This window comes from Sphingomonas sp. CCH15-F11 (assembly GCF_001557005.1).
Classification (GTDB): Bacteria; Pseudomonadota; Alphaproteobacteria; order Sphingomonadales; family Sphingomonadaceae; genus Sphingomonas.
Genome location: NZ_LSKG01000128.1, coordinates 17,156 through 41,001, shown reverse-complemented (window position 1 = coordinate 41,001; position 23,846 = coordinate 17,156). Strand labels below are relative to the sequence as shown.

21 protein-coding genes are annotated in these 23,846 nt (G+C 67.2%); 15 read left to right on the top strand and 6 right to left on the bottom strand.

Annotated elements, in window-relative coordinates; genetic code table 11:
- Positions 1-56 precede the first annotated feature (56 nt).
- Together AX709_RS11705 and AX709_RS11700 are read left to right on the top strand one after the other, a co-directional pair.
- Positions 57-2,780, top strand: coding sequence for a TonB-dependent receptor (locus AX709_RS11705; RefSeq protein ID WP_066549504.1), 2,724 nt, complete (start codon positions 57-59; stop codon positions 2,778-2,780).
- A gap of 64 nt (positions 2,781-2,844) precedes the next feature.
- On the top strand, positions 2,845-4,152 hold the full coding sequence (locus AX709_RS11700; protein WP_231727509.1) for a spinster family MFS transporter: 1,308 nt from the start codon (positions 2,845-2,847) through the stop codon (positions 4,150-4,152).
- A 7-nt stretch (positions 4,153-4,159) separates the two neighbouring features.
- On the opposite strand, the gene AX709_RS11695 is transcribed toward AX709_RS11700, so the two are convergent.
- Positions 4,160-4,714 (bottom strand): hypothetical protein, encoded by a 555-nt coding sequence (locus AX709_RS11695; protein WP_156454258.1) that lies wholly within the window; start codon positions 4,712-4,714, stop codon positions 4,160-4,162.
- A gap of 92 nt (positions 4,715-4,806) precedes the next feature.
- Complete coding sequence (locus AX709_RS11690) at positions 4,807-6,072, bottom strand: TetR/AcrR family transcriptional regulator (RefSeq protein ID WP_066478579.1); 1,266 nt, start codon at positions 6,070-6,072, stop codon at positions 4,807-4,809.
- A gap of 163 nt (positions 6,073-6,235) precedes the next feature.
- On the opposite strand from AX709_RS11690, the gene AX709_RS11685 reads away from it, so the two are divergent.
- The 12 genes from AX709_RS11685 to AX709_RS11625 all read left to right on the top strand — a co-directional run bounded on the left by AX709_RS11685 (position 6,236) and on the right by AX709_RS11625 (position 17,468).
- The gene (locus AX709_RS11685) at positions 6,236-7,519 is read left to right on the top strand and encodes an acyl-CoA dehydrogenase family protein (RefSeq protein ID WP_066549476.1); all 1,284 of its coding nucleotides are present in this window, start codon (positions 6,236-6,238) and stop codon (positions 7,517-7,519) included.
- A gap of 223 nt (positions 7,520-7,742) precedes the next feature.
- The gene (locus AX709_RS11675) at positions 7,743-8,828 is read left to right on the top strand and encodes a Zn-dependent alcohol dehydrogenase (protein WP_066549473.1); all 1,086 of its coding nucleotides are present in this window, start codon (positions 7,743-7,745) and stop codon (positions 8,826-8,828) included.
- Positions 8,825-9,871 carry a phosphotransferase family protein gene (locus tag AX709_RS11670; RefSeq protein WP_066549472.1) on the top strand — a complete coding sequence of 349 codons (1,047 nt, stop codon included), beginning with the start codon at positions 8,825-8,827 and terminating at the stop codon, positions 9,869-9,871. Before AX709_RS11675 ends, AX709_RS11670 begins: the two co-directional genes overlap by 4 nt.
- Before the next feature lie 163 nt (positions 9,872-10,034).
- A complete protein-coding gene (locus tag AX709_RS11665) occupies positions 10,035-10,802 on the top strand; it encodes an SDR family NAD(P)-dependent oxidoreductase (protein ID WP_066549471.1) in 768 nt (255 codons plus the stop codon).
- Between the two features lie 12 nt (positions 10,803-10,814).
- Positions 10,815-11,615, top strand: coding sequence for an SDR family NAD(P)-dependent oxidoreductase (locus AX709_RS11660; protein WP_066549470.1), 801 nt, complete (start codon positions 10,815-10,817; stop codon positions 11,613-11,615).
- Positions 11,612-12,169 (top strand): DUF924 family protein, encoded by a 558-nt coding sequence (locus tag AX709_RS11655; protein ID WP_066549469.1) that lies wholly within the window; start codon positions 11,612-11,614, stop codon positions 12,167-12,169. Before AX709_RS11660 ends, AX709_RS11655 begins: the two co-directional genes overlap by 4 nt.
- Before the next feature lie 54 nt (positions 12,170-12,223).
- A complete protein-coding gene (gene hisI, locus AX709_RS11650; RefSeq protein ID WP_066478605.1) occupies positions 12,224-12,580 on the top strand; it encodes a phosphoribosyl-AMP cyclohydrolase in 357 nt (118 codons plus the stop codon).
- A complete protein-coding gene (locus tag AX709_RS11645) occupies positions 12,577-13,083 on the top strand; it encodes a hypothetical protein (protein WP_231727508.1) in 507 nt (168 codons plus the stop codon). Before hisI ends, AX709_RS11645 begins: the two co-directional genes overlap by 4 nt.
- A 31-nt stretch (positions 13,084-13,114) precedes the next feature.
- Entirely contained in the window at positions 13,115-13,546 is a 432-nt protein-coding gene (locus AX709_RS11640) for a MerR family transcriptional regulator (protein WP_066478609.1), read from the top strand.
- Positions 13,547-13,557: 11 nt separating this feature from the next.
- The gene (locus AX709_RS11635) at positions 13,558-15,360 is read left to right on the top strand and encodes an acyl-CoA dehydrogenase C-terminal domain-containing protein (RefSeq protein WP_066478611.1); all 1,803 of its coding nucleotides are present in this window, start codon (positions 13,558-13,560) and stop codon (positions 15,358-15,360) included.
- 57 nt (positions 15,361-15,417) lie between these two features.
- On the top strand, positions 15,418-15,897 hold the full coding sequence (locus AX709_RS11630) for a PH domain-containing protein (protein ID WP_066549467.1): 480 nt from the start codon (positions 15,418-15,420) through the stop codon (positions 15,895-15,897).
- Positions 15,894-17,468, top strand: coding sequence for a PH domain-containing protein (locus tag AX709_RS11625; RefSeq protein ID WP_066549465.1), 1,575 nt, complete (start codon positions 15,894-15,896; stop codon positions 17,466-17,468). Before AX709_RS11630 ends, AX709_RS11625 begins: the two co-directional genes overlap by 4 nt.
- Here AX709_RS11625 and AX709_RS11620 read toward each other — a convergent pair.
- Genes AX709_RS11620 through AX709_RS11610 form a run of 3 tightly spaced genes read right to left on the bottom strand, consistent with a single transcriptional unit; the run spans position 17,402 to position 21,034 of the window.
- Positions 17,402-18,748, bottom strand: a complete 1,347-nt coding sequence (locus AX709_RS11620) for a cell wall hydrolase (protein ID WP_066549494.1) — start codon at positions 18,746-18,748, stop codon at positions 17,402-17,404. The two genes, AX709_RS11625 and AX709_RS11620, sit on opposite strands and share 67 nt — an antisense overlap.
- 37 nt (positions 18,749-18,785) lie before the next feature.
- A complete protein-coding gene (cysK, locus tag AX709_RS11615) occupies positions 18,786-19,706 on the bottom strand; it encodes a cysteine synthase A (protein WP_066478620.1) in 921 nt (306 codons plus the stop codon).
- Positions 19,703-21,034, bottom strand: a complete 1,332-nt coding sequence (locus AX709_RS11610) for an MFS transporter (RefSeq protein ID WP_066549464.1) — start codon at positions 21,032-21,034, stop codon at positions 19,703-19,705. Before AX709_RS11610 ends, cysK begins: the two co-directional genes overlap by 4 nt.
- Positions 21,035-21,169: 135 nt before the next feature.
- Between AX709_RS11610 and AX709_RS11605 the strand changes: the two genes are divergently transcribed.
- Positions 21,170-22,903, top strand: coding sequence for a DUF885 domain-containing protein (locus AX709_RS11605; protein WP_066478624.1), 1,734 nt, complete (start codon positions 21,170-21,172; stop codon positions 22,901-22,903).
- 43 nt (positions 22,904-22,946) lie between these two features.
- Here AX709_RS11605 and AX709_RS11600 read toward each other — a convergent pair whose 3' ends face one another.
- On the bottom strand, positions 22,947-23,768 hold the full coding sequence (locus tag AX709_RS11600) for an alpha/beta fold hydrolase (protein WP_066549463.1): 822 nt from the start codon (positions 23,766-23,768) through the stop codon (positions 22,947-22,949).
- Positions 23,769-23,846: the final 78 nt, after the last annotated feature.

The window sequence follows — 23,846 nt, the reverse complement described above, 5'->3', positions numbered from 1 at the left end:
CATCTTCGAGTATCAGGTATGTGCGGTGACTGCGCAGCCAGGACGGGAGAGGAATGATGAAGAAGCGGCAGCTGCTTTCTGCTTGCGCGATTTCGACGTTCATGATGGCGGCCGCGCCGGCCCTGGCGCAGGACGCTGCGCCGGCAAGCGAGGCCCAGCAGGCGAGCGAGGATGAAGGCCCGGCCGACATCATCGTGACGGCGCAGGGGCGCGCCCAGGTGCTGTCCGACGTGCCGGTCGCCGTGTCCGCGGTGTCGGCGGAAAGCCTGCAATTGTCGGGCGCGACCGACATTCGCCAGCTCAACCAGCTCGCACCGTCGCTGCTCGTGTCCTCGACGGGCTCGGAAGCCAACGGTTCGGCGCGTATTCGCGGCATCGGCACGGTGGGTGACAATCCCGGCCTCGAAAGCTCGGTCGCGGTCTTCATCGACGGTGTCTACCGCTCGCGGTCGGGCATCGGCCTGAACGAGCTTGGCGACATTGAGCGGATCGAAGTGCTGCGCGGGCCGCAGGGCACGCTGTTCGGGCGCAACGCGTCGGCGGGTATCATCAACATCGTCAGCAAGGCGCCGTCGTTCGACTTCTCCGGCGGCGGCCAGCTTGAATATGGCAATTACGACTATTTCCGCGCCGCCGGGAACATCAACGTTCCGCTCGGCGAGACGCTCGCGACGCGGATCGACGCAGTCTACACCCGTCGCGACGGCTTTTACTACGACGCGCGCAACGACACCGACATCAACGACCGTGACCGCTTCTTCGTCCGCGGCCAGTTGTTGTTTGAACCGTCGAGCGACATCCGCGTCCGCCTGATCGGCGACTATACTCGCCGCGACGAGAAGTGCTGCGCGGCGACCTATGTCGACAATTCGGTCAATCCGTTCATCGGAAACCTCAACAACCCGTCGACGCCGCTGTCGCCGCTCCAGGCGAACGGGAACAACATCGTCAACGTGCTGCGCGATCTCGGCCAGAATCTGAGTGCGCTCAACCCCGGCTATTCGCGCGACGTCTCGGTATCGCCCGGCCGCTCCTTTGATGGCACGACCGAGGACTGGGGCTTCTCGGGCCAGGTCGACTGGGATTTCGGTGCCGCGACGCTGACGTCGATCACCGGATATCGCAGCTACGACAGCGATCAGGGCGGCGACATCGACTATGGCACCGTCGACATCCTCTATCGCGCGGCCGATGGCGGGGCCAGCCGTCGCTTCGAGACGTTCAGCCAGGAACTGCGGCTGAACGGCGAGGCGTTCAACGGTCGGCTCGACTGGCTTGTCGGCGCCTATTACGCCGACGAAGACCTGACCGTCACCGACAATCTGCGCTTCGGCAACCAATATGGCCGCTTCGCGACGTGCCGGATCGTGTCGGGCGGCGGTCTGGCGGCGCTCTATTCGCCGACCTCGGCGGGATGTCTTGCCGCGCGACCAGCGGCGTTCGGCGCCGCATCGCCGCTGGTGTACGCCGCGCTGGATCGGCTCGACGGGCTCAATAATCGGGGTTCGACCCGTGACCGTTATTTTCAGAACAGCCGCAACTATGCGTTCTTCACGCACAATATCATCCACATTACCGACACGATCGATCTGACGCTGGGCCTGCGTTACACCAACGAGCGCAAGCGGTTCGATGCAACGTTCGGCAACGACAATACTGCGTGCACGGGGAACCAGGCGGCACTCGCCAGCTTCCTGACCAACCCGACGCTGGCCGCAACGGCCGGCGGGATCATCGGCTTGTCCTGCCAGGGCAATTCGACGGCGGAGCTCAACGGCGTGTCGATCAACGATCGTCGCAGCGAGGACGAGTTCACCGGCACCGCAATCGCGTCGTGGAAGGCGACGCCCGATCTGCTGCTCTACGGCAGCTATTCTCGCGGCTACAAGGCGGGCGGCTTCAATCTCGACCGTTCGGCGCTCAAGAGCCCGATCCTTCCCTTTGCGGCGGTCGGCGGCGCGCAGGCGCTGGTCAACAACCTCCAGTTCGACCAGGAAATCGTCAACGCCTACGAAGTCGGCGCGAAGTATCAGCGCGGTCCGGTGTCGGTCAGCCTCGCCGCGTTCCGCCAGGAGTTCGACAATTTCCAGCTGAACACCTTCAACGGAACGGTGTTTATCGTCCAGACGGTCAATGGCTGCAATTCCGACCTGAATGGCGGTGATCGGGATACGTCGGCGACGACGGGGGCGTGCGCGGCCGACGACACGACCTATGGCGTCGTGTCGCAGGGTGTCGAGCTCGAAGCGTCGCTGTCGCCGGTGCGCGACGTCAACGTCAACCTGGGCTTCACCTATGCGGACACGCGCTATGCCGACAATGTCGTCGGCAACAGCAACGGCGCGCCGCTCGATCCCGCGTTGCGCAAGCTGCCGGGCGACAACTTGTCCAACGCGCCGGAAATCGTCGTGACGTCGTCCTTTTCGTGGACGCCGGACATCGGTTCTTCGGGGCTGAGCGGTCTGTTCTACCTCGATGGCCGACTGACCGACGACTACAACACCGGATCCGACCTGTTCCCGCAAAAGGAACAGGACAGCTTCTTCGTGATGAACGCGCGCATCGGCGTGCGCGGACCCGATCAGCGCTGGGCAGTCGAATTCTGGGCACAGAACCTGTTCGACGAGGATTATGCGCAGGTTGCGTTCAACTCGCCGTTCCAGGCGGGCACGACGTCGGCGCCGTTCGTCGATCCGCAATATCCCGGCGGGCGCCAGCTCTTCTCGCAGTTCCTGGCGGAGCCGCGCACTTACGGGATCACGCTGCGCGGGCAGTTCTGATCGTGGGGCGGGGCGGCCGTAGGCGGTCGCCCCATTTCCATGCGACCGGGTCCGGGAAGCGGTGATGCGCAGTGACGCCGTGACGGACATGGGTGCCGATGCCTTGGCGGCCGCAGATGCCCGGTCGACGCATCGTCGCGGGCTAACGCTCGCGCTGCTGACCCTCACCTACTTCTTCAGCTACATGGATCGCCAGATCCTCGCGATCCTCCAGGAACTGATCAAGGCCGACCTCAAGCTTTCTGACACCCAGCTCGGGTTGCTGTCGGGCCTGGCTTTTGCCGTGTTCTATGCGACGCTCGGCATCCCCGTCGCGCGGCTTGCCGATCGTTTCAACCGCCGCAACATCATCGCGGTCTCGCTCGCGGTCTGGAGCCTGATGACCGCGCTCGGCGGGCTCGCCCAGAATTTCGCGCAGCTGCTGGCCGCACGGATTGGCGTCGGGATCGGCGAGGCGGGATCGTCGCCGCCGAGCCATTCGATCATCGCCGATCTTTATCCGCCCGAAGAGCGCGCCGGTGCGATGGGTATCTATTCACTCGGCGTTGTGCTCGGCGCCGCGATCGGCACCTTTCTGGGCGGTACAATCGCCAGCTTCTATGGCTGGCGGGTGGCGATGTTCGCGATCGGATTGCCCGGGGTGGCCCTGGCGGTGATCGTCTACCTGTTCGTCGTCGAACCCCGTCGCGGCATGGCGGACCGGCGCACCGATGCCGGGCGTGGGGCGATGCCCAGCCTGGTCGACGGCTTTCGGGCGATGGCCATCAGCGCGCCCGCCTTTCACCTCGTGATGGCGGTCACGCTCACCTCGATGATCGGCTATGGCCTGACCGCCTGGGGTCCGAGCTACATGCAACGCTCCCTCGGGTTGCGGATGCTCGACATCTCGCTGATCGTGTCGCCGATCGGCGCAGTGGTCGGAACGCTCTCGGCGGTGGGCGGCGGTCGGCTGGCTGACTGGCTCGCCCGCAACCGCGGCCTCCATGCCCAACCCTGGATGGTGGCGGTGCTCAAGACCGCGGCGCTGCCCTTCACGCTGGGCTTTTTCATTTTCGATGAGCCCGTCGCGGCGCTGCTTTGCTATTTCCTCTACGTCCTGCTGGCCAACAGCTATCTCGGACCGACCTTCGCGTTGATCCAGGGGCTGGCGCCGGTGCGGCTGCGGGCGCTGTGGGCGGCGATCACGCTGCTGATCATCAACCTGGTCGGGCTTGGGCTGGGCCCCACTCTGGTCGGCGTGATCAGCGACGTGCTGAAACCCAGCCTGGGTACCGAATCGCTGCGCTGGTCGATGTGCCTGTTCGCTGCGGCCACGCCGTGGGCGATCTGGCACTACTGGCGCGCGGGCGTGCTGCTGCGCCGCGCGCACTGATCGCGCGTCAGATCGCGGTCTTGCACCCGCGCGCGCGATGGACGCCGCGCAGGAAGCCGCGCCGTGCATAGCCCGCGTCGATTGCCGCCTGCAATCGCCGGTCGGCCGCCGCCGCGCCACTCACTTCGCGGACGATGCCGCGGAACGGGATGATCGAATTGACCACCGCGCGTCCGCCGGCTTCGGCAAGCTTGCCCTTCTTGCTCTCCTTTGCCGGTTCTTCGGAAAAGTCGGGACCGAGCTCGCGATTGAGGTCGGCGATCGCGCCGGCCAGCGCGGTGCATGTGCCCACGCCCGTCATGGTATAGGGCGCTTCCGCTGCGGCGGCGAGCAGGGGCGGCACCTTGATTTCCTTGGCACCGATGTCGCGTGCGGGCTGGGAGGCGATGTCCTCGGCCTTCTTCTTCGTCTTGTCCTCGTCGTCCTGCATCCGGGCGGCGTCGTTCGACTTTGCGTCCTGCCCCATTAGCGGCACCGAGGCGACGGCCGTGACGGGCGCCGCGCCAGCGAGCGCGAGCGAAACCAGGAGGATGTGACGGAAGATCGGCTTGTCGGCGTGCATGTTCGGCCCCGTTTCGGCTGGAAGCGCGCCGGGTGTGACGCAAATCGCATCATAACAGGCTTTGCAGGGCAGCGTTCTACAATCCTGCTGTCTCAATCGTCGCTGCCAAGCATCCGGTCGTCGAACAGCCCGAAAGCGAGCGTCGAGGCGTAGAAAGCGACCGCCCGCTCGCGCGGCATCGTGCTCGCCCATTTGCGCATGTCGAACGCGGCGTTCTGCAACGACATCAGCGCCTGCGATGCGACCAGCGGGTCGACGGGGCGGATCGACCCCTCCGCGATGCCGTCGCTGATCATGCCGGCGAAGCGCCGCGCAATCCGGTTCGACCGGTCGACCATCGCCTGTCGGGCGTCGGGCGGAAGGCCGGTGAGCGCGGTAGTGCGCAACAGCGGTCCGCGCTCCGAAAACTGGATGTCGAGCAGCGTCGCGATGATGTTGATCAGGCGTTGCCAGTGCGACCCGCCACGTTGGTCGGCCGCGCGTTGCGCCGCGGTCATCAGGTCGAAACTGCGCCGGTAACAGGCGAGGACGAGGTCGTCCTTGGCATCGAGGTGGTGGTAGAAGCTGCCCTTGGTGACGTTGAGCTCGGACGCGATGCGCTGTACCGAGGCGCCGCGATAGCCGAGTTCGTTGATCAGCCGGGTCGCCGCGAGCAGGAACGCCTCGCGGCCCGGTTCGGGTTCGGCGGGCGCCAGGTCGAGCAGCTCGGGGGTCCAGTGCGCGCCCGGCGCGGCGATACCGTGACGGAACACGTCCATCAGCCGCGCTTCCACCCGCCCATATTGGTCGAGTTCGTACCGATCGAGCCAGGCGGACAGCCAGAAGGTGTTCTCCAGCACGACGTGCGCGCGTGCACCGCGCAGGTCGGTGCGTGCGCGCGATCCCCCGGTGCCCCACAGGTTGCGCGTCTTCCGGAACACCTCGCGCCAGCCGACGAGCAGCTCCGACTTGGCGGGCTCCTCCATCGCGCGCAGGTCGGACAGGATCGCGAAGGCCTGTTCCTCGCCACGGCGAATGCGGGCGAGCCGATTCATGTTGAGGTCGAGATAGCGTTCCACCCGCGCGTCCGGCGTCGACGCTTCCAGTGCTTCGTTGAGCATCGTTTGCAACCGGCCGAGCGTGTGCTCGAAGCAGGCAGCCGCAAGGTCCTCCTTGCGCTTGAAATAATAGGTGACGCTGGTGGTGTTGAGGCCGACGCGACGCGCGACGTCGGCAAAGGTCATGCCCTTGGCGCTTTGTTCGTTGATGGCTTCGGCGGCGGCGGCAAGGATCGCGTCCCGCTTGGCCTGGAACCGCTTCGTCCCGATTTCCCCGTTGCTGCGGCCCCCGGTGGGACGGAGGCTTTCCGATACATCCATTATGACAGCTTAGCAAAAGTGATTCGAAGGAACAGTGGCTTTTTTCCGTGCGACGAAACGGCGGTTCCCGGACGTCAAATCTCGACCAAAGCTGCTTTACCGAAGATCGGGTATGGCCTAAGTCAGCCTGCAAATCGTGAACGAACGGGATAGGAGGGCTGCCATGGATTTCACGCTCAGCGAGCGGGAGACCCATTTTCGGGATCGGGTCCGCAGCTTCATCGCCACCCATGTTCGTCCGGCGCGGCACGACTATCACCGTCAGATGGCCGAAGGCGAGCGTTGGAAGGTCCTGCCCGTGCTCGAAGAGTTGAAGGCCAAGGCGCGCGCCGCAGGGCTGTGGAACCTGTTCATGCCGCCGCATTCGGGCCAGACCCATGTCGACGACACGTTCGCGTTCGAGGGCGAGCAGCTCACCAACCTCGAATACGCCCTTTGCGCCGAGGAAATGGGGCGAATCGGCTATGCGTCGGAGGTCTTCAACTGCTCCGCGCCCGACACCGGCAACATGGAGGTTTTCCACCGCTACGGCACCCGCGAACAGAAGGAGCAGTGGCTGCGGCCATTGATGAACGGCGAGATCCGCTCGGCCTTCCTGATGACCGAACCGGCGGTCGCTTCGTCGGATGCGACCAACATCGAAACCTCGATGGTCCGCGACGGCGACCATTATGTCATCAACGGCCGCAAATGGTGGTCGTCGGGCACCGGCGATCCGCGCTGCAAGATTGCGATCGTGATGGGCAAGACCAATCCGGGCGCGTCGCGCCATGCCCAGCAGAGCATGATCCTCGTGCCGCTCGACACGCCCGGCGTGAAGATTGAACGGATGCTGTCGGTCTATGGCTATGACCACGCCCCGCACGGGCATGGCGAAGTGGTGCTCGACAATGTCCGCGTGCCGGTCGACAACATGCTGCTGGGGGAGGGGCGCGGGTTCGAGATCGCGCAGGGTCGTCTCGGGCCGGGGCGCATCCATCACTGCATGCGCACGATCGGCGTGGCGGAGGAGGCGCTGGAGGCGATGGCCAGGCGGCTGCAGTCACGCGTCGCGTTCGGCAAGCGGATTGCCGAACATTCGATCTGGGAGCAGCGACTGGCCCGCGCGCGGATCGACATCGAAATGACGCGCCTGCTGTGCCTCAAGGCCGCCGACATGATGGACCGCGCCGGCAACAAGGCGGCGCACCTGGAGATCAGCATGATCAAGGTCCAGGCACCGACGATGGCGCTCCAGATCCTCGACGACGCGATCCAGGCGCATGGCGGCGGCGGTGTGTCGGACGATTTCGAGCTGGCGCACAACTGGGCGAGCATGCGCACGCTGCGCTTCGCCGACGGCCCGGACGAGGTGCACAACCGGACCATCGCCCGTCACGAGCTGGGCAAATATGGCGATTACAAAGCGGACCGCGCGTCGAGCGGCGACATCGGGGTGACCCGGTGAGCGCCACCCACGTCGCCCCGGCGCAGGAGCCCTCGCAGGCCGGGGCCGCTATCCGGCCGTTGCACCACCTTCTGCCTGAGGTCCCGGCCTGCGCCGGGACGACGGACTGGGGGGCAGCGTCCTACAAGCACGTCACCCCGGCGCAGGCCGGGGCCTCTGGCAGGATGGAGCGCTCGCGCTTGATCGCGGTCCCGGCCTCCGCCGGGACGACCGAGCGTTTCGCATGAAGGCCGCCGTCCTGCGCCAGCCCGGCACGTCGCTCACCATCGAGGATGTGCGCATCGACGCGCCGGGTCCGCGTGAGGTGCTGATCCGCACCGCGGCGTGCGGGGTCTGCCGGTCCGACCTGCATTTTGTCGACGGCGCCTTTCCCCACCCTCTGCCGACGGTGCCCGGCCATGAAGCGGCGGGCGTGGTCGAGGCGGTGGGCGAGGGCGTCACCTCGGTCCGCCCCGGCGACCACGTCATTACCTTCTTCACCGTGTTCTGCGGCTCGTGCGAATTCTGCATCAGCGGCCGGCCATCGCTGTGCATCAATCCCTCGACGCGCCGCCCGGCGGACGCTTCGCCGCGGTTGACCCTCGACGACGGCACGCCGCTCGCCCCCTTTCTCAACCTGTCCGCCTTTGCCGAGCAGATGCTCGTCCATGAAAACGCCTGTGTCGCGATCGACAAGGCGATGCCGCTCGATCGTGCGGCGCTGCTCGGCTGTGCGGTCATTACCGGCGCGGGCGCGATCTTCAACGACAGCAAGGTCAAGCCGGGCGAACGCGTCGCGGTGATCGGCGCGGGCGGCATCGGGCTCGCCGCGATCAATGCGGCGAGGATCGCCGGGGCAGGCATGATCCTGGCCATCGACCCGGTGGCGGAGAAGCGCGATCTGGCGCGCAAGCTCGGCGCGACGCACGTCATGGATCCGGGCGAGGACAATGCGGTCAAGTCGGTCCTCAAGCTGACCGACGGCGGCGTCCACTATGCGATCGAGGCGGTCGGCCGGCCGCAGACCGCCGAGCTCGCCTGGGCGATCCTGCGCCGCGGCGGCACCGCCACCATCCTGGGCATGATCGCGCCGGGCAACAGCGTGTCGATCCCGGGCCCGACCTTTCTGACCGGCAAGAAGCTGCAGGGGTCGCTGCTCGGCTCCACCCAGTTCCCGATCGACCTGCCGCGATTGGTGCGCATGTATCTCGACGGGCTGCTCGATCTCGACACGATGGTGGCGGAGACGATCGCGCTCGATCAGGTCAACGATGCGCTCGACAAGTTGCGCAAAGGCGATTCAGTCCGCTCGGTGATCCGCTTCAGATGAGCGAGGCGACGGCGCCGATGGTCGCGACCGACGACCTGAACCCCGCCGCGCTCGAGGCGTGGATGGCCGCCAACGTCGCGGGCTATGCGGGGCCGCTTGCCTATGCCAAATTCCCCGGCGGTCAGAGCAATCCGACCTACCGCATCGACGCTGCCAGCGGCGCCTATGTCCTGCGCCGCAAGCCGTTCGGACCGCTGCTGCCGTCCGCCCATGCGGTCGAGCGCGAATACCGGCTGATCGCCGCACTGCACCCAACCGGCTTTCCCGTCGCACGGCCTTATGGGCTGTGCGAGGACGCGGGCGTGCTCGGCGCGGCCTTTTACGTCATGGAAATGGTGGACGGGCGTACGTTGTGGGACGGCGCGCTGCCCGGCATGACGCCCGGACAGCGGCGGGCCTATTACGATGCGATGGTCGATACGTTGGCGGCGCTGCATGCGGTCGATTACGAGGCGGCGGGGCTGGGCGACTATGGCAAGCCCGGCAATTATTTCGAGCGCCAGGTCGCCCGCTGGACCAAGCAGTATCGCATGAGCCAGACCGACGATGTGCCCGAAGTCGAGCGGCTCATTGCGTTTCTGGGCAGGAGCGTCCCCGAACAGACGCGTACCTCGATCGTCCACGGCGATTACCGCATCGACAACATGATCTTCGCGCAGGACGGCCCGCGCGTGCTGGCGGTGCTCGACTGGGAACTGTCGACGCTGGGCGATCCGCTGGCGGATTTCAGCTATTTCCTGATGAACTGGGTGACCGAGCCGGAAGGGCGCTCGGGCGTCAAGGGACTGGACGGTCCGGAAACCGGCATCCCGACCATCGCCGAGGTCGTGGCGCGTTACTGCGCCGCGACGGGCCGCGACGGCGTGCCCCAGCTCGACTGGTATTTCAGCTACAACCTGTTCCGCCTGACCGGCATCGTCCAGGGGATCAAGAAGCGGATGATCGACGGCAATGCGTCGAGCAAACAGGCGGCGGCGACCGTCGAGCGGCTGCCCGCGCTGGCCGCAGCGGCATGGCATTTCGCAGAGCGGGCCGGGGCGTGAGCGCGCCCGATTTGATGGCGGTCCCGGCCTATGCCGGGACGACGATCCCCACCTTCTGTCACCCCAGCGAAGGCTGGGGTCTCAGGCCATATGAGCGCACCATGTGGCAACAGATCCCAGCCTGCGCCCGGATGACGCCAACCTCTGAACCGGAGCCCCTTCCATGACTCACCTGTTCGACCTGACCGGCAAGGTGGCGATCATCACCGGATCGTCGCGCGGCATCGGCAAGGCATCGGCCGAGGCGCTGGCCGCGCATGGCGCGAAGGTGGTCATTTCCAGCCGCAATCAGGATGCTTGCGACACGGTCGCCGCCGATTTGAACGCGAAACACGGCGAAGGCAGCGCCATCGCGGTCGCGGCCAGCCTGTCGCACAAGGCCGCACTCGCCAATCTGGTCGATCAGACGCGCGCCGCGTTCGGGCGGATCGACGTGCTGGTCTGCAACGCCGCATCCAATCCCTATTACGGACCGCTGGCCGGCATCGAGGACGAACAGTTCCGCAAGATCCTCGACAACAACATCCTCGCCAATCACTGGCTGATCCAGCTGGTCGCACCCGAGATGATCGAGCGCCGCGACGGGTCGATCGTCATTGTGTCTTCGATCGGCGGCCTGCGCGGCGACGGCATGATCGGCGCGTATAACGTGTCGAAGGCGGCCGACTTCCAGCTCGCGCGCAACTATGCGGTCGAATACGGCCCGCACAACGTCCGCGTGAACTGCATCGCGCCGGGGCTGGTCAAGACCGACTTTGCCCGGGCGCTGTGGGAAGACCCCAAGCGGATCGCCGCGACCAACAGCCGCACGCCGCTGCGCCGGATCGGCGAACCGGAGGATATCGCCGGCGCGGTCGTCTATCTCGCCAGTCCGGCCAGCGCGTTCATGACCGGCCAGGCGATGGTGATCGACGGCGGTGTCACGATCTGAGCGGAGGAACGGATGATGCGCTTTCAGGACAAGTCGATCATCGTCACCGGCGCGGGCTCCGGCATTGGCCGCGCGACGTCGCGGGCCTTTGCGGCTGAGGGCGGGCGCGTCATCTGCGCCGACAAGAGTGTGGGCGTGCATGAGACCGTCGCGATGATCGCCGAAGCGGGCGGCACTGCCCAGGCGATCGAGATGGACGCAGGCGATGAAGCGGACGTGATCCGCACCGTCGAGCTGGCGGTCGCTTCATTCGGCGGGCTCGACATCGCTTATGCCAATGCCGGTATCTCGGGCGGCATCGCCGGATTGTTCGACGTCACGCCCGACGACTGGGCGGAGATATTGCGCGTCAACTTGATCGGCCCGTTCCTGATGATCAAGCACGCCGCGCCGCATATGGTCGAGCGCGGCGGCGGCGCGATCGTCTGCACCGCCAGCGTCGCGGGGCTTCGATCCGGCGCGGGCGGGCCGCCCTATTCGGCATCGAAGGCGGGCGTCATCAGCCTGGTCCAGACCAGCGCGCAGCAATTGTCGGGCAGCAATGTACGCGTGAACGCCATCTGTCCCGGCCTGATCGAAACCGGCATGACCGCGCGCGCCTATGAATATGCGCGCGAGCACGGCAAGGAGGATCGCATCGGCCGCCTCAATCCGCTGCGCCGGGGCGGCGAGCCGGACGAGATCGCGCAGGTCGCGCTGTTCCTTGCTTCCGACGCGGCGAGCTATGTCAACGGCCAGGCGATCGTGGTCGATGGCGGGCTGTCGTCCAGCCATCCCGTGACCCGCCAGGAGTTCGGCAAGACCGCCGCATGACGCCGGGGACGATCCCCGACCAGGCCGCCGGGGTCCTGGACTTCTGGTTCGCGCTGTCCAGCGACGCGCATTTCGCCAAGGACGAGGGGCTGGACCGCCGCATCGCCGCCCGCTTCGCGCCTCTGCTCGATCGGTTGAAGGCCGGCACCGCGGCGGGGTGGACCGACACCCCCGACACCGCCCTCGCCGCGATCATCGTCCTCGACCAGTTCGCACGCAACATCCATCGCGGCTCTGGTGAGGCGTTCGCGGGCGACACGCTGGCGGTGACCCTCGCGCTCGGCGCGATCCGGCGCGGGTTCGATCGCGCACTCGTGCCTGAACGCGCCATGTTCCTCTATATGCCGTTGATGCACGCCGAACATGCCGGGCTGCAGCATTTCGCGATCGAATGTTTCGAGGCCGCCGGGCTCGACGACCAGGTTCGCTTCGCCCGCGCCCATGCCGAGGTAATCGATCGCTTCGGGCGCTTTCCGTCGCGCAACGCCGCGCTCGGCCGCGAAAGCAGCGCGGCGGAGCTTGCCTATCTGGCCCTGCCCGACGCGGGTTGGTGACGCGGGTGGCACCTCTGGCTTGGCCGCCGCCGCGCAAGCCGCTAACGCGGCGGCATGGATCCTCGCGAAACCGGGCTGACACTCGACCCCCGCTATGATGCCGGCGGACTGATCACCGCTGTCGCCACCGATGCCGCAACCGGCGAAGTCCTGATGGTGGCACACATGAATGCCGAGGCGCTCGACCTGACCCTGGCGACGGGCGAGGCGCATTTCTGGTCGCGCAGCCGCGCGCGCCTGTGGAAGAAAGGCGAGACTTCGGGCCACGTGCTGCACGTGCTCGAAGCGCGCATCGACTGCGATCAGGACGCGGTCTGGCTGCGCGTCGCCCCGGCCGGGCCGGCATGCCACACCGGTGCGCGAAGCTGCTTCTACCGCCGGATCGAGGGGCGGGCACTGGTTCGCGAATGACGCGCCGGACGCTTCCGCTGATCATCGCGCTGGCCGGGCTGGTTTCCGGCTGCGGCGGCGGGGAAGGGCAGGGGGCGACCGCCGCCGATGCCGGTGCCGCCATCGAAGCCGCCGCGATCCGGCAGGGGCTGGTGCCGCCGCCGGGAGTCGCCAACCCGGTTGGAGTCTTCGTCCGCGAAACCGACCGCGTCTGCGTCGTGCCGGCGGGCGATCGTTATCGCATCGGCGTCACGATCGATTACGGCGACGGGATCGGATGCACCGCGCGCGGCACGGTCGCCCAGTCGGGTTCCGCGCTGCGCATCGAGCTGGGCGACTGCGCCTTCGACGCACGGATCGAGGGGGAGGAGATCGCGTTTCCGGCGCGCATTCCCACGGGTTGCGCGGCGCTCTGCCGGGGCCGCGCCAGCCTGTCCGCGCTCCGGGTCCAGCGCCTGAGCGATGCGCCGGCGGAGGCGCAATTGCTGCGCGATCCGCGCGGCCGATTGCTCTGCGGGAGTTGACGTTCACGTAAACCTGGCGTAGGAATGCGCCATGGCGACGAACGTGCCCACGATCGCGACTTTCGCCCCGATCGAACCGCGGCCGGACCGCGAATATTTCTCGATCTCGGACCTGTGTGCCGAGTTCGACGTCACGCCGCGCGCGCTTCGCTTCTATGAGGACGAAGGGTTGATTTCGCCCGAGCGGCGGGGTCTGGCGCGCATCTATTCGCATCGCGACCGTGCGCGGCTCGCCTGGATTTTGCGCGGGAAGCGCGTCGGGTTCAGCCTGGCCGAAATCCGCGAGATGATCGACCTCTACGATATCGGCGACGGCCGCCGGGTGCAGCGCCGCGTGACCATCCAGCGCTGCCGCGATCGCGTCGCGCTGTTGCGGGCGCAGAAACGCGATATCGACGCCGCGATCGCCGAGCTACAGCAATTCGTCACCTTTCTCGAAACCGAAACACACCCTCAGGACTAGGATCGCCCGACATGCCGCAATATACGCCGCCGGTGCGCGACACGCGCTTTGTGCTCGACCATGTGATCGGCCTCGACCGCTTCGCCAATCTGCCCGGATTCACCGGCGCGACGCCCGACATCGTCGACGCGGTGCTGGAGGAAGGCGGCAAGTTCGTTGCCGAGGTGCTGTTCCCGATCAACCAGTCGGGCGACCAGGAAGGCTGCACCCGGCACGCGGACGGCAGCGTCACCACGCCGGCGGGCTTCAAGGAAGCCTATGACAAGCTGGTCGAAAGCGGGTGGTCGACGCTGTCGGCGCCGGAAGAATTCGGCGGTCAGGGGATGCCCCACCTCATCTCGACCGCGTTCGAGGAATATATGATTTCCGCCAACATGGCGTTCGCCATGTACCCCGGGCTGACCCACGGCGCGGTCGCAGCACTGCTCGCCAAGGGGTCGCAGGCGCAGAAGGAGAAATACGTTCCCAAGATGGTGTCGGGCGAATGGGGCGGCACGATGAACCTGACCGAGCCGCAATGCGGCACCGATCTGGGGCTGATCCGCACCCGCGCCGAACCCAATGCCGACGGCAGCTACTCGATCACGGGCACGAAGATCTTCATCTCGTCGGGCGAACATGACCTGACCAGCAACATCATCCACCTCGTGCTCGCCAAGACGCCCGGCGCGCCTGAATCGACCAAGGGGATCAGCCTGTTCGTCGTGCCGAAGTTCATCGTCAACGATGACGGCTCGCTGGGCGAACGCAACGCGGTCACCTGCGGGTCGATCGAGCACAAGATGGGCATCCACGGCAATTCGACCTGCGTGATGAACTATGACGGCGCGAAGGGCTGGCTGGTCGGCGAGGAGATGAAGGGCCTCGCCGCGATGTTCATCATGATGAACGTCGCCCGGCTGGGCGTCGGGCTGCAGGGCCTGGGTGTCGGCGAAACCGCTTATCAGAACGCGGTGCACTATGCGCGCGACCGTCGTCAGGGCCGCGCGCTGACCGGCGCGGCGGAGCCCGGCGAAAAGGCCGACACGCTGTTCGTCCACCCCGATGTCCGCCGCGTGCTGATGGAGGCGAAGGCGAGCCTGGAGGGGCTGCGCGCGCTGTGCCTGTGGGGCGCGCTCCAGGTCGACCTTGCGCATATGGCCCCCGACGAGGCGGAGCGGCAGCTTGCCGACGACCTGATCGGCCTGCTGACCCCGGTCATCAAGGGCTATGGCACCGACCTCGGTTACAAGATCGCGACCGATGCCCAGCAAATCTATGGGGGCCATGGCTATATCGCGGAATGGGGCATGGAGCAGTATGTCCGTGATGCCCGTATCGCCATGATCTACGAAGGCACCAATGGCGTGCAGGCGATGGACCTGGTCGGGCGCAAGCTCGCCCAGAATGGCGGTCGCGCCGTGCAGGCGCTGTTCAAGCTGGTGGGCGAGGAGATCGCCGCGGCAAAGGGCGACGAGAAGCTCGCCGACTTCGCCACCCGCCTCGAGCGTGCGCTCAACGACCTTCAGGCCGCGACCGGCTGGTTCCTCCAGAACGGGCTCCAGAACCCCAATCAGGTCGGTGCCGGCGCCTACAGCTACATGCATCTGATGGGCATCGTCGCGCTCGGCATGATGTGGCTGCGCATGCTGAAGGCGGCGCACGCCGCGTTGGCCGAAGGGCAGGGCGATGCGAAGTTCATGGAGGGCAAGATCGTGACCGCGCGCTTCTTCGCCGAGCGCATCCTGCCCGAGGCGGGGGCGCATCGCCGCAAGATCGAGGGCGGCAGCGACAGCATCATGGCGCTCGACCCGGAAATGTTCCTGGCCGCGTGACCGCATGCGGGCGGGTGCGGTTTCGCTTGAGCGACCGCGCCCGCCTGACGCATAGGGATGGCGATGCTCGCCCCGATTGCCTTGCAACCGCTCGAGCCGGGGCAACTCGGTGTGATGCGCGTCGATGCGGCGCTGAAATCCATCGTCGCAATTGCGGGCGCGATCGGCATTGAATTCGCGCTGGCGGACCGTCTGCCGGTATCGGGCCTCGTCGCCGTTCCAGTCCTGGTGCTCGCGATCTGGTCGATCCTGTTTTCCACCCGGCGGCGCTGGTCGCGTTGGGGCTATGCCTTTACCGGCGGGGAACTGCATGTCGCGTCGGGCTGGCTGTTCCGCAGCCACACCATCGTGCCCGTCAGCCGCGTGCAGCATATCGATGTGAGCCAGGGGCCGGTCGAACGCCATTACGCGGTGGCGAGCCTGTCGCTCTACACCGCCGGTTCGGAAAGCAACGTCGTGCACCTGCCCGGCATCGGCCGCGACACCGCCGATGCGATCCGCGATACCATCCGCGAAGCGATCGCGGCGCGGGGATGACTGACCTGACCGTCGACGCCGTGGCCGACGCGGCAGACCCGGCCCGCCGGCTTCACCCCGGAACCGTCCTGCTCCGTATCCTGGCCGCCAGCCCGCGCACGCTGTTGGGGCTTCCGGCGCTGATCCCGTTGATCAACCGTCGCGGCCTGCTGGTCGGGATTGCCGTGCTCGGGCTGATCGGGCTCGTCAGCCTGCTGGTCGCATGGCTGCGCTGGCGCGCGTTCACCTACCGGATCACCGCGGACGAGGTGGTCATCGCCGACGGTATCCTCAACAAGAGCCGACGCTCGATCCCGCTCGAGCGCGTGCAGGACGTCTCGCTCGAGCAGAAGCCGCTCGCCCGGCTGTTCGGACTGGTCACGGTGCGGATCGAAACCGGTGGTGGCGATGCCGATGAAGCGACGCTCGACAGCGTCGCCACCACGGAGGCCGAACGGCTGCGCGCCACGATCCGCGCGAGCAGCCTTCGTCGCCGTGTCGCCGCCACCGACGGTTGCGACGCGCCGCTTGCGGGACCCGATGCCGACGCCGCCGCCGACCACGAACATTCGTTGTTCGCGATGGACCTTCGCCGCGTCCTCACGCTCGGCCTGTTCCGGTTCTCGCTGGTCTGGATCGCGGTGATCTTCGGGATCCTCAACACGCTCGGCGATGCGATCGACTTCGACTACGACCTGATCGACGAGTGGTATCGGGCGGGCAAGCGCGAGGCCGCACATTATCTGAACATCGCGTCGTTCGTGATCGTCGGCGTGCTGGCGATCATGCTCGGCCTAGCCAGCGGCGTCCTCCAGACCCTGCTCGGCGAATTCGGGTTTCGCCTCACCCGGATCGAGCAGCGGCTGCGCCGCGTGCGCGGCCTGTTGACTCGAACCGAGGTCGTCATCGCGATCAACCGTGTCCAGCTCGCCCTGATCCGGCGTGGCGCGATCAGCGGGCTGCTGGGCTGGCGGGCGCTTGAGCTCCAGACACTCGGCGGCAGCAACGACAAGGGCGGGCGCCAGTCGATCGCACCGCTCGCGCGTCCCGATGAAATTGCCCCGATCCTCGCCGCCGCCGTGCTGCCGCCGTTCGAGCCGCTGCCGCTGCGCGAGGTTTCGCCGCGCCACATCGTCCGCTCGCTGATCCTGAACGTGCCGGGACCGCTGGTGGCCGTGCTGATCGCGACCATCGTCTTTCCGCCCGCGGTCGCCTTGCTGGTCCTCACCCCGCTGCCGGTCGTCGCGGCGCTGCTCGCGCGGCGTTATCACCGCTATGCGCTTCTCGACGGCTCGCTCCAGGTGACGCGCGGGGTCCTGTCGCGCGAAGCCTGGATCGTCCCCGACCGCGCGGTTCAGGTCGTGCGCATGCGCCAGGGGCCGTTGCAGCGCCTGCTCGGCATCGCGAGTATCCACATCGATACCGCCGGGGCGGGCAAGATCCGCGCACCGCGCATCATCGACGTCGACACTGCGATCGCGCGCGACATGGGTGCAGCAATTGCCGCGCGCGCGATCTGGGCGGATCAGTTGGCAGACGCGGGGGCGGAAACCGGCGCAGTCGGCGAGGCAATAGGGGCGGGCACCACCTGAACCGCCGGCGGCGCGGCACCCTGCGGGCGTTTGCGCCGTATCCCGTCGAGCGGCTTCGGGGCGGTGCTGGCATCCGGGACCGGCGTCGGGGCGGGGGTGGGCCGCTCCGCCGCCAGCCCGCGTCGCATGCAGTCACGCGGATTGTCGCGCGGAAACTCGGCGCAGTTCCACAGGACACGCTGAAAGCCACGTTTGCGGTCAAGCAGATAGCTGAACGACATCGTGGCGAGGAGCCTGGGCGACAGCACGCCATCCTTCGCGATCGCCTCGCGCGCCAGTGCCGCGTCGCGCCATCCCAGCAATTTGCAGCTGTCGCGTGGGCCGCAGACGCGCCGCGCATAGTCCGGATATGACGACGCACCGAGACGCGGATCCAGCGCGACCAGAAAGGTATCGAAGTCCGCAACCGGATCGGGTGCGGACGTAACCGCGCCGCCGGGTACCGCGTCGATCATGTTGGCGCCGGGATCCTCGGCCGTCGCCGACTCTGCGCCCTCATGGCTTGCGGAATAGGGGGCAAGCAGCGCGATACGCGGCTCGACACCGCTCGCATTGCCGCGGAACGCCGCAGGGGTGCCCCACCATCCCGTCCAGCGAAAGAACAGGTGCGTGCCGACAGCGACGATCTTGTCCAGGCTCGCGCTCCAATAGGGCACGACCCAGTCGGTGTGGTAGTGGGTGGCATGCCCGACGCGGCGGTCGACCCGCCCGTCGATTGCGGCAGCCGCCAGATCGCGGGCACGACGCCATTGCGCCGGCGCATAGGCGCGGGCGAGCGCGCCATCGCAGGTGAAGGTGAACTGGCACCCTGTCCGCCGGTCCGATCCCTGGAACACCACGCCGCAGATCGATTTGGGAAAGGCGGGGTGGCGCACCCGGTTGAGCACGACCTGCGCGACCGGACGCTGGCCGTCGGGATCATCGCCGGCTTCGTACAGCATCGCCGCCGCCAGGCAGTCGATCGCGCGCGAACGGTCCTCCGGGGCACCGCGAAAACGGAACGGCCGCGCGGCGGGGTTGGGTGCGTCAGAAAACGGAACCGACGCATTGAGCGCAACCGCGTCGCGCGGGGCCAGCTCGCGCAGCCGGATCGGCTCGACCGGCGGCACCACCACCTTGGGCATGACCCGGGCCTCGGCCGCGCGCGCAGCCTGCGATGGCGGCCGGGCGGGCGGCACTGCCGTGACGATGACCGCCGGCAGCACGACCGCGATGCCGCCGACCAGTGCGATCGCGGCGCGCAGCGGCACGGACAGCCCCGCGCTGGGATCGGCACGCATCACGCGATTTCGCCGTCGTCGGCGCGATCGTTCCGGATCAATGTTCGGGCAGGAAGTCGGGCACCGACAGATACCGCTCGCCCGTGTCGTAGTTGAACCCGAGCACGCGCGATCCCGCGGGCAGTTCGGGCAGCTTGCGCGCGATCGCCGCGAGCGTCGCGCCCGACGAGATGCCGACCAGCATCCCCTCCTCACGCGCGGCGCGGCGCGCCATTTCCTTGGCCTCGCCGGCATCGACCTGGATCACGCCGTCGATCGCGGGGGTGTGCAGATTGGCGGGGACGAAGCCGGCGCCGATCCCCTGGATGGGATGCGGCGCGGGCTGACCGCCGGAAATGACCGGCGAGGCGGCGGGTTCGACCGCATAGACCTTGAGCGCCGGCCAATGCGGCTTCAGCGCCTCGGCCACGCCGGTGATATGCCCGCCGGTGCCGACCCCGGTGATGATCGCATCAATCGGTGACTCGGCAAAATCGGCCAGGATCTCATTGGCGGTGGTGCGCACATGCACCGCGATATTGGCCGGGTTTTCGAACTGCTGGGGCATCCACGCGCCCGGCGTCGACTGAACGATCTCGGTCGCGCGCTCGATTGCGCCCTTCATCCCCTTTTCACGCGGGGTCAGGTCGAAGGTCGCGCCATAGGCGAGCATCAGGCGGCGGCGCTCGATCGACATGCTCTCGGGCATCACCAGGATCAGGCGATAGCCCTTGACCGCCGCGACCATGGCAAGCCCGACGCCCGTGTTGCCGCTGGTCGGCTCGACGATCGTACCGCCGGGCTTCAGCGCGCCGGCTTCCTCCGCCGCCTCGATCATGGCGAGCGCGATGCGGTCCTTGATCGAGCCGCCGGGGTTCGACCGCTCGGACTTGATCCACACTTCCGCGTCGGGGAACAGGCGGCTCGCCCGGATGTGCGGGGTGTTGCCGATCGTCGCCAGAATCGTGTTCGCCTTCATGCCGGCTTCTCCTTTACGGGGACAAATTCAATTGTTTCGGGCGGATCGAAGGTCCGCGCGCGGCGCAGCTCTGGGAAAATCCGCGCCCAGGCGATCGTCACCAGGACCGCGCCGACCCCGCCGGCCACGACCGCGGCCACCGGTCCGATCAGACCGGCGAGGAAGCCGCTCTCCGCCTCGCCCAGCTCGTTCGATCCCGAAATGAACAGGGTCGACACCGCACCGACGCGCCCGCGCATCTCGTCGGGCGTGTGCAGCTGGATCAGCGACTGGCGGATATAGACGGAAACCATGTCGGCCGCGCCGAGCACAAACAGCGCCGCGAGCGACACCAGGACGGCGGGCGCGACGTCGCTGCCGACTGCGTCGGGTCCGAGCCAGCGTTGCAGCAAAGGACCGGCCGCCCCGAAAATCACCGTCGCAACGCCGAACCCGGCCACCGCCAGCAGCATCTTGCGCCCGACATCCCGACGCAGCGGCCGCCACGAAAAGACGAGCGCGATCGCGACTGCGCCCGCCGCCGGGGCGGCGCGCAGATGGCCCAGCCCATCGGCCCCGACCATCAGGATGTCGCGGGCATAAACCGGGAGCATCGCGGTCGCGCCGCCCAGCAACACCGCGAACAGATCGAGCGAGATGGCACCGAAGACCAGCCGGTTGCGGCGCACATAGTGCAGCCCGTCGACCATCTGCGCCCAAGGATTGGTCGTGCCCCGGATCGCCGCGCGCGGGACGGCGGAAATCAGCATCAGCATGACGAGGGCCAGCATGAAAAGCCCGCCCGAAATCGCGTAAGGCAGCCAGGGCGCGGCGGCATAGAGATAACCGCCCATCGCGGGACCGATCACCGAACCCGACTGCCACGCGATCGAACTGAGCGCGATCGCGGTGGGCAGCACTGCCGGCGCGACCAGGTTGGGCGACAGCGCCTGCAGCGCCGGCCCGGCAAAGGCACGCGCCACGCCCAGCAGGGCGGCGACGGTGAACAGCGCGCCGAGCGTGATCGTGCCCGACCAGGTCAGCCAGGCAAGGGTGAGCGCGCATCCGGCCTCCAGCGCCACCGCACCCCGCGCCACCCAGCGGCGATCGACCCGGTCGGCGACCCATCCGGCCCATAGCGACAGGACGAGCAGCGGCAGGAATTGAGCGACCCCGATCAGGCCTAACTGAATCGCGGCATCGCGGATCCCCATGGTGCGGCGCGCGATATCGTAGACCTGCCATCCGATCACGACGACCATCGCGACCTGCGCCAGGGTCGTGGCCAGCCGCGCCACCCAGTAGGCGCGGAAGTTGTGGACGCGAAAGGGGTGGGCGACAGCAACCATCTCGCCCGCGCTCTACCGGTATCGCGGGGGCGGCGGCAACCACGCTTTGCTGGGGCCGCGAACAAGCGTGGCTTGTCCGTGCTGGCCCTTCATCCCCCGACCTGTCAGCATGTTGGCAACGAATCGGAGGATTGGATGCGGAAATATCTGCGCGCAGCGGTGGTTTCGGCAGCGGCGCTGGCCCTGTTCGGCTGCTCGCCCGGCGGCGACGGCAATGACGGGCAGGCGACTGCGGTGATCGCACCCGGCTCGGCCGACTGGCAGGCGTTTGTCGACCGGACGATCGAGCGCTGGTTCACGCTCGACCCGGCGTTCGCGGTCTATCAGGGCCGCCACGATTTCGACGGCAAGCTGCCCGACTGGAGCGATGCCGGACTGAAGGCGCGCGCGGACTTCCTGAAGGTGACGATCCGCGAGGCCGGCCGGTTTCGCGATCTGACCCCCCAGCAGCGTTTCGAGCGCGATTACCTGGCCAAGGTGGCGGAAGGCCAGCTGTTCTGGCTGGAGGATGCAGATCAGCCGCATCGCAACCCCGCCTTCTACATCGGCGGGCTCGATCCCAACGTCTATGTCGCGCGCAACTATGCCGATCCGGCGACGCGGCTGCAGGCGCTCACCCGTTTCCTCAAGGGCGTGCCCGGCGCGGTGGAGCAGATCAAGGCGAACCTGAAGCTTCCGTTGCCGGTCAGCTTTGTCGACTATGGGGTGGCCGGTTTCCGCGGTTTTGCCGATTATTATACCGGCGATGCCAAGGCGGCCTTTGCCGAGGTCAAGGACCCGACGCTGCAGCGCGAGTTCGACGCCGCCGCCATGGCCGCGGCGAAGGCGACGCGCGGGCTGGGCGACTGGCTCGAGGCCAGCAAGGCCGACGCGACCACTGATTTCGCGCTCGGGCCCGAACGCTTCGCGCGCATGCTGAAGGCGACCGAAGCCGTCGACATCTCGCTCGACGCGCTGGAACGCGTCGGTCGCGCCGACCTGGCCCGCAACCAGGCGATGCTGCGCGCCGAATGCGCCAAGCTCGCGCCGGGCAAATCAATCGCGCAATGCATGGGCGAGATCAACGCGATCAAGCCCGAGGGCGGGCCGGTCGCCGCGGCCCGTCGCCAGATCCCCGAACTGCGCGCCTTCCTGATCGAAAAGGACCTGGTGACCATTCCCGGCACCGAGGAAGCGCTGGTCCGCGAAAGTCCGCCCTATAACCGGCAGAACTCGGCCTATATCGACCCGCCCGGACCCTTCGAGAAGAATATTCCGTCGATCTACTACATCTCGCCGCCCGATCCGTCTTGGTCGCCGGCGGTGCAGGCGGCCTATATTCCCGGCGAGCCCGACCTGCTGTTCACCACGGTGCACGAAGTGTTTCCCGGTCACTTCCTGCAATTCCTCCACGCCAACCGTTCGGAATCGCTCTTTGGCCGGCTGTTCGTCGGCTACGCCTTTGCCGAGGGCTGGGCGCATTATACCGAGGAGATGATGTGGGAGGCCGGGCTGCGCGGCACGCCCGAGACGCATATCGGCCAGCTGTCCAACGCGCTGCTGCGCAACTGCCGGTTCCTGTCCGCGATCGGGCTGCACGCGCGCGGCATGACGCAGGCGCAGTCGCAGGCGATGTTTCGCGACGAATGTTTCCAGGACGAAGGTAACGCGCGGCAACAGGCCGCGCGTGGCACCTATGATCCCGCCTATCTCAACTACACGCTCGGCAAGCTGATGATCCGCAAGCTGCGCGCCGACTGGACCGCGAAGAATGGCGGGCGCGAGGCGTGGAAGGGCTTCCACGACCGCTTCCTCAGCTATGGCGGCCCGCCGATCCCGCTGGTCCGTCAGGCAATGATGAACGAGGATACCCCGCGCGCCCTGTTCTGAAAAAGGGCGTCGCCCCGGCCTGCGCCAGGGCGACGCTTCGTCCTCAGCCGTCGAGGAACTCGATCAGGTCCTCGGTCAGGCGGTCGGCATGCGTCGCCGCCAGCCCGTGCGGCGCGCCGTCATATTCGATCAGCGTCGCATCGGTAATCATCGTCGCGGCGACGCGCGCGGTGATGTCGATCGGCACGATGCTGTCGGCGGTACCATGAACGATCAGCGTCGGTACGGTGAACGCCGCCATGTCCGCGCGAAAGTCGGTGGTGCCGAACGCCGCGATGCATTGCAGCGTCGGGTGAAGGCCCGCCATCATCGCCATGTTCCAGTGATGATGCACCGCGCTGTCGCTCAACGCCTCAGGGTTGGTCTCCAGCCCGAAAAAGCCCTTCAGAAAACCCTGCATGAATTCGGCACGATCGGCGCGCACGCCCGCCATCATGCCGTCGAACACCGATTGCGGCGCACCATTGGGATGATCGTCGGTCTGAAGGAGGAAGGGGGTGACCGCGCCGATCAGTCCGGCCTTGACGACCCGTGCACCCTCATGCCGGCTCATGTAGCGGGCGATTTCGCCGCCCCCCATCGAAAAGCCGATGATCGCGGCATCCTCGACATCGACCGCGTCGAGCACGTCGGCCAGGTCGTCGGCGAAGGTGTCATAGTCATAGCCGTGCCACGGCTGTTCGGAGCGGCCGAACCCGCGCCGGTCATAGGCGATGACGGTGTAGCCCGCCTCCGCCAGGCCGAGCGCCTGCGCGTCCCAGCTGTCGGCATTGAGCGGCCAGCCATGAACCAGCACGACGGGCGGGCCATCGCCCCACATCTTGACGTACAGCTCGGTCTCGTCGCGGGTTTCGATGAAGGGCATGGGGGTCTCCGGTGGCTAACGGCGCGACGCTAGCCCGACGTGGTGACAATATGGCGTCACCCGGTCGCCCGGCGCGAC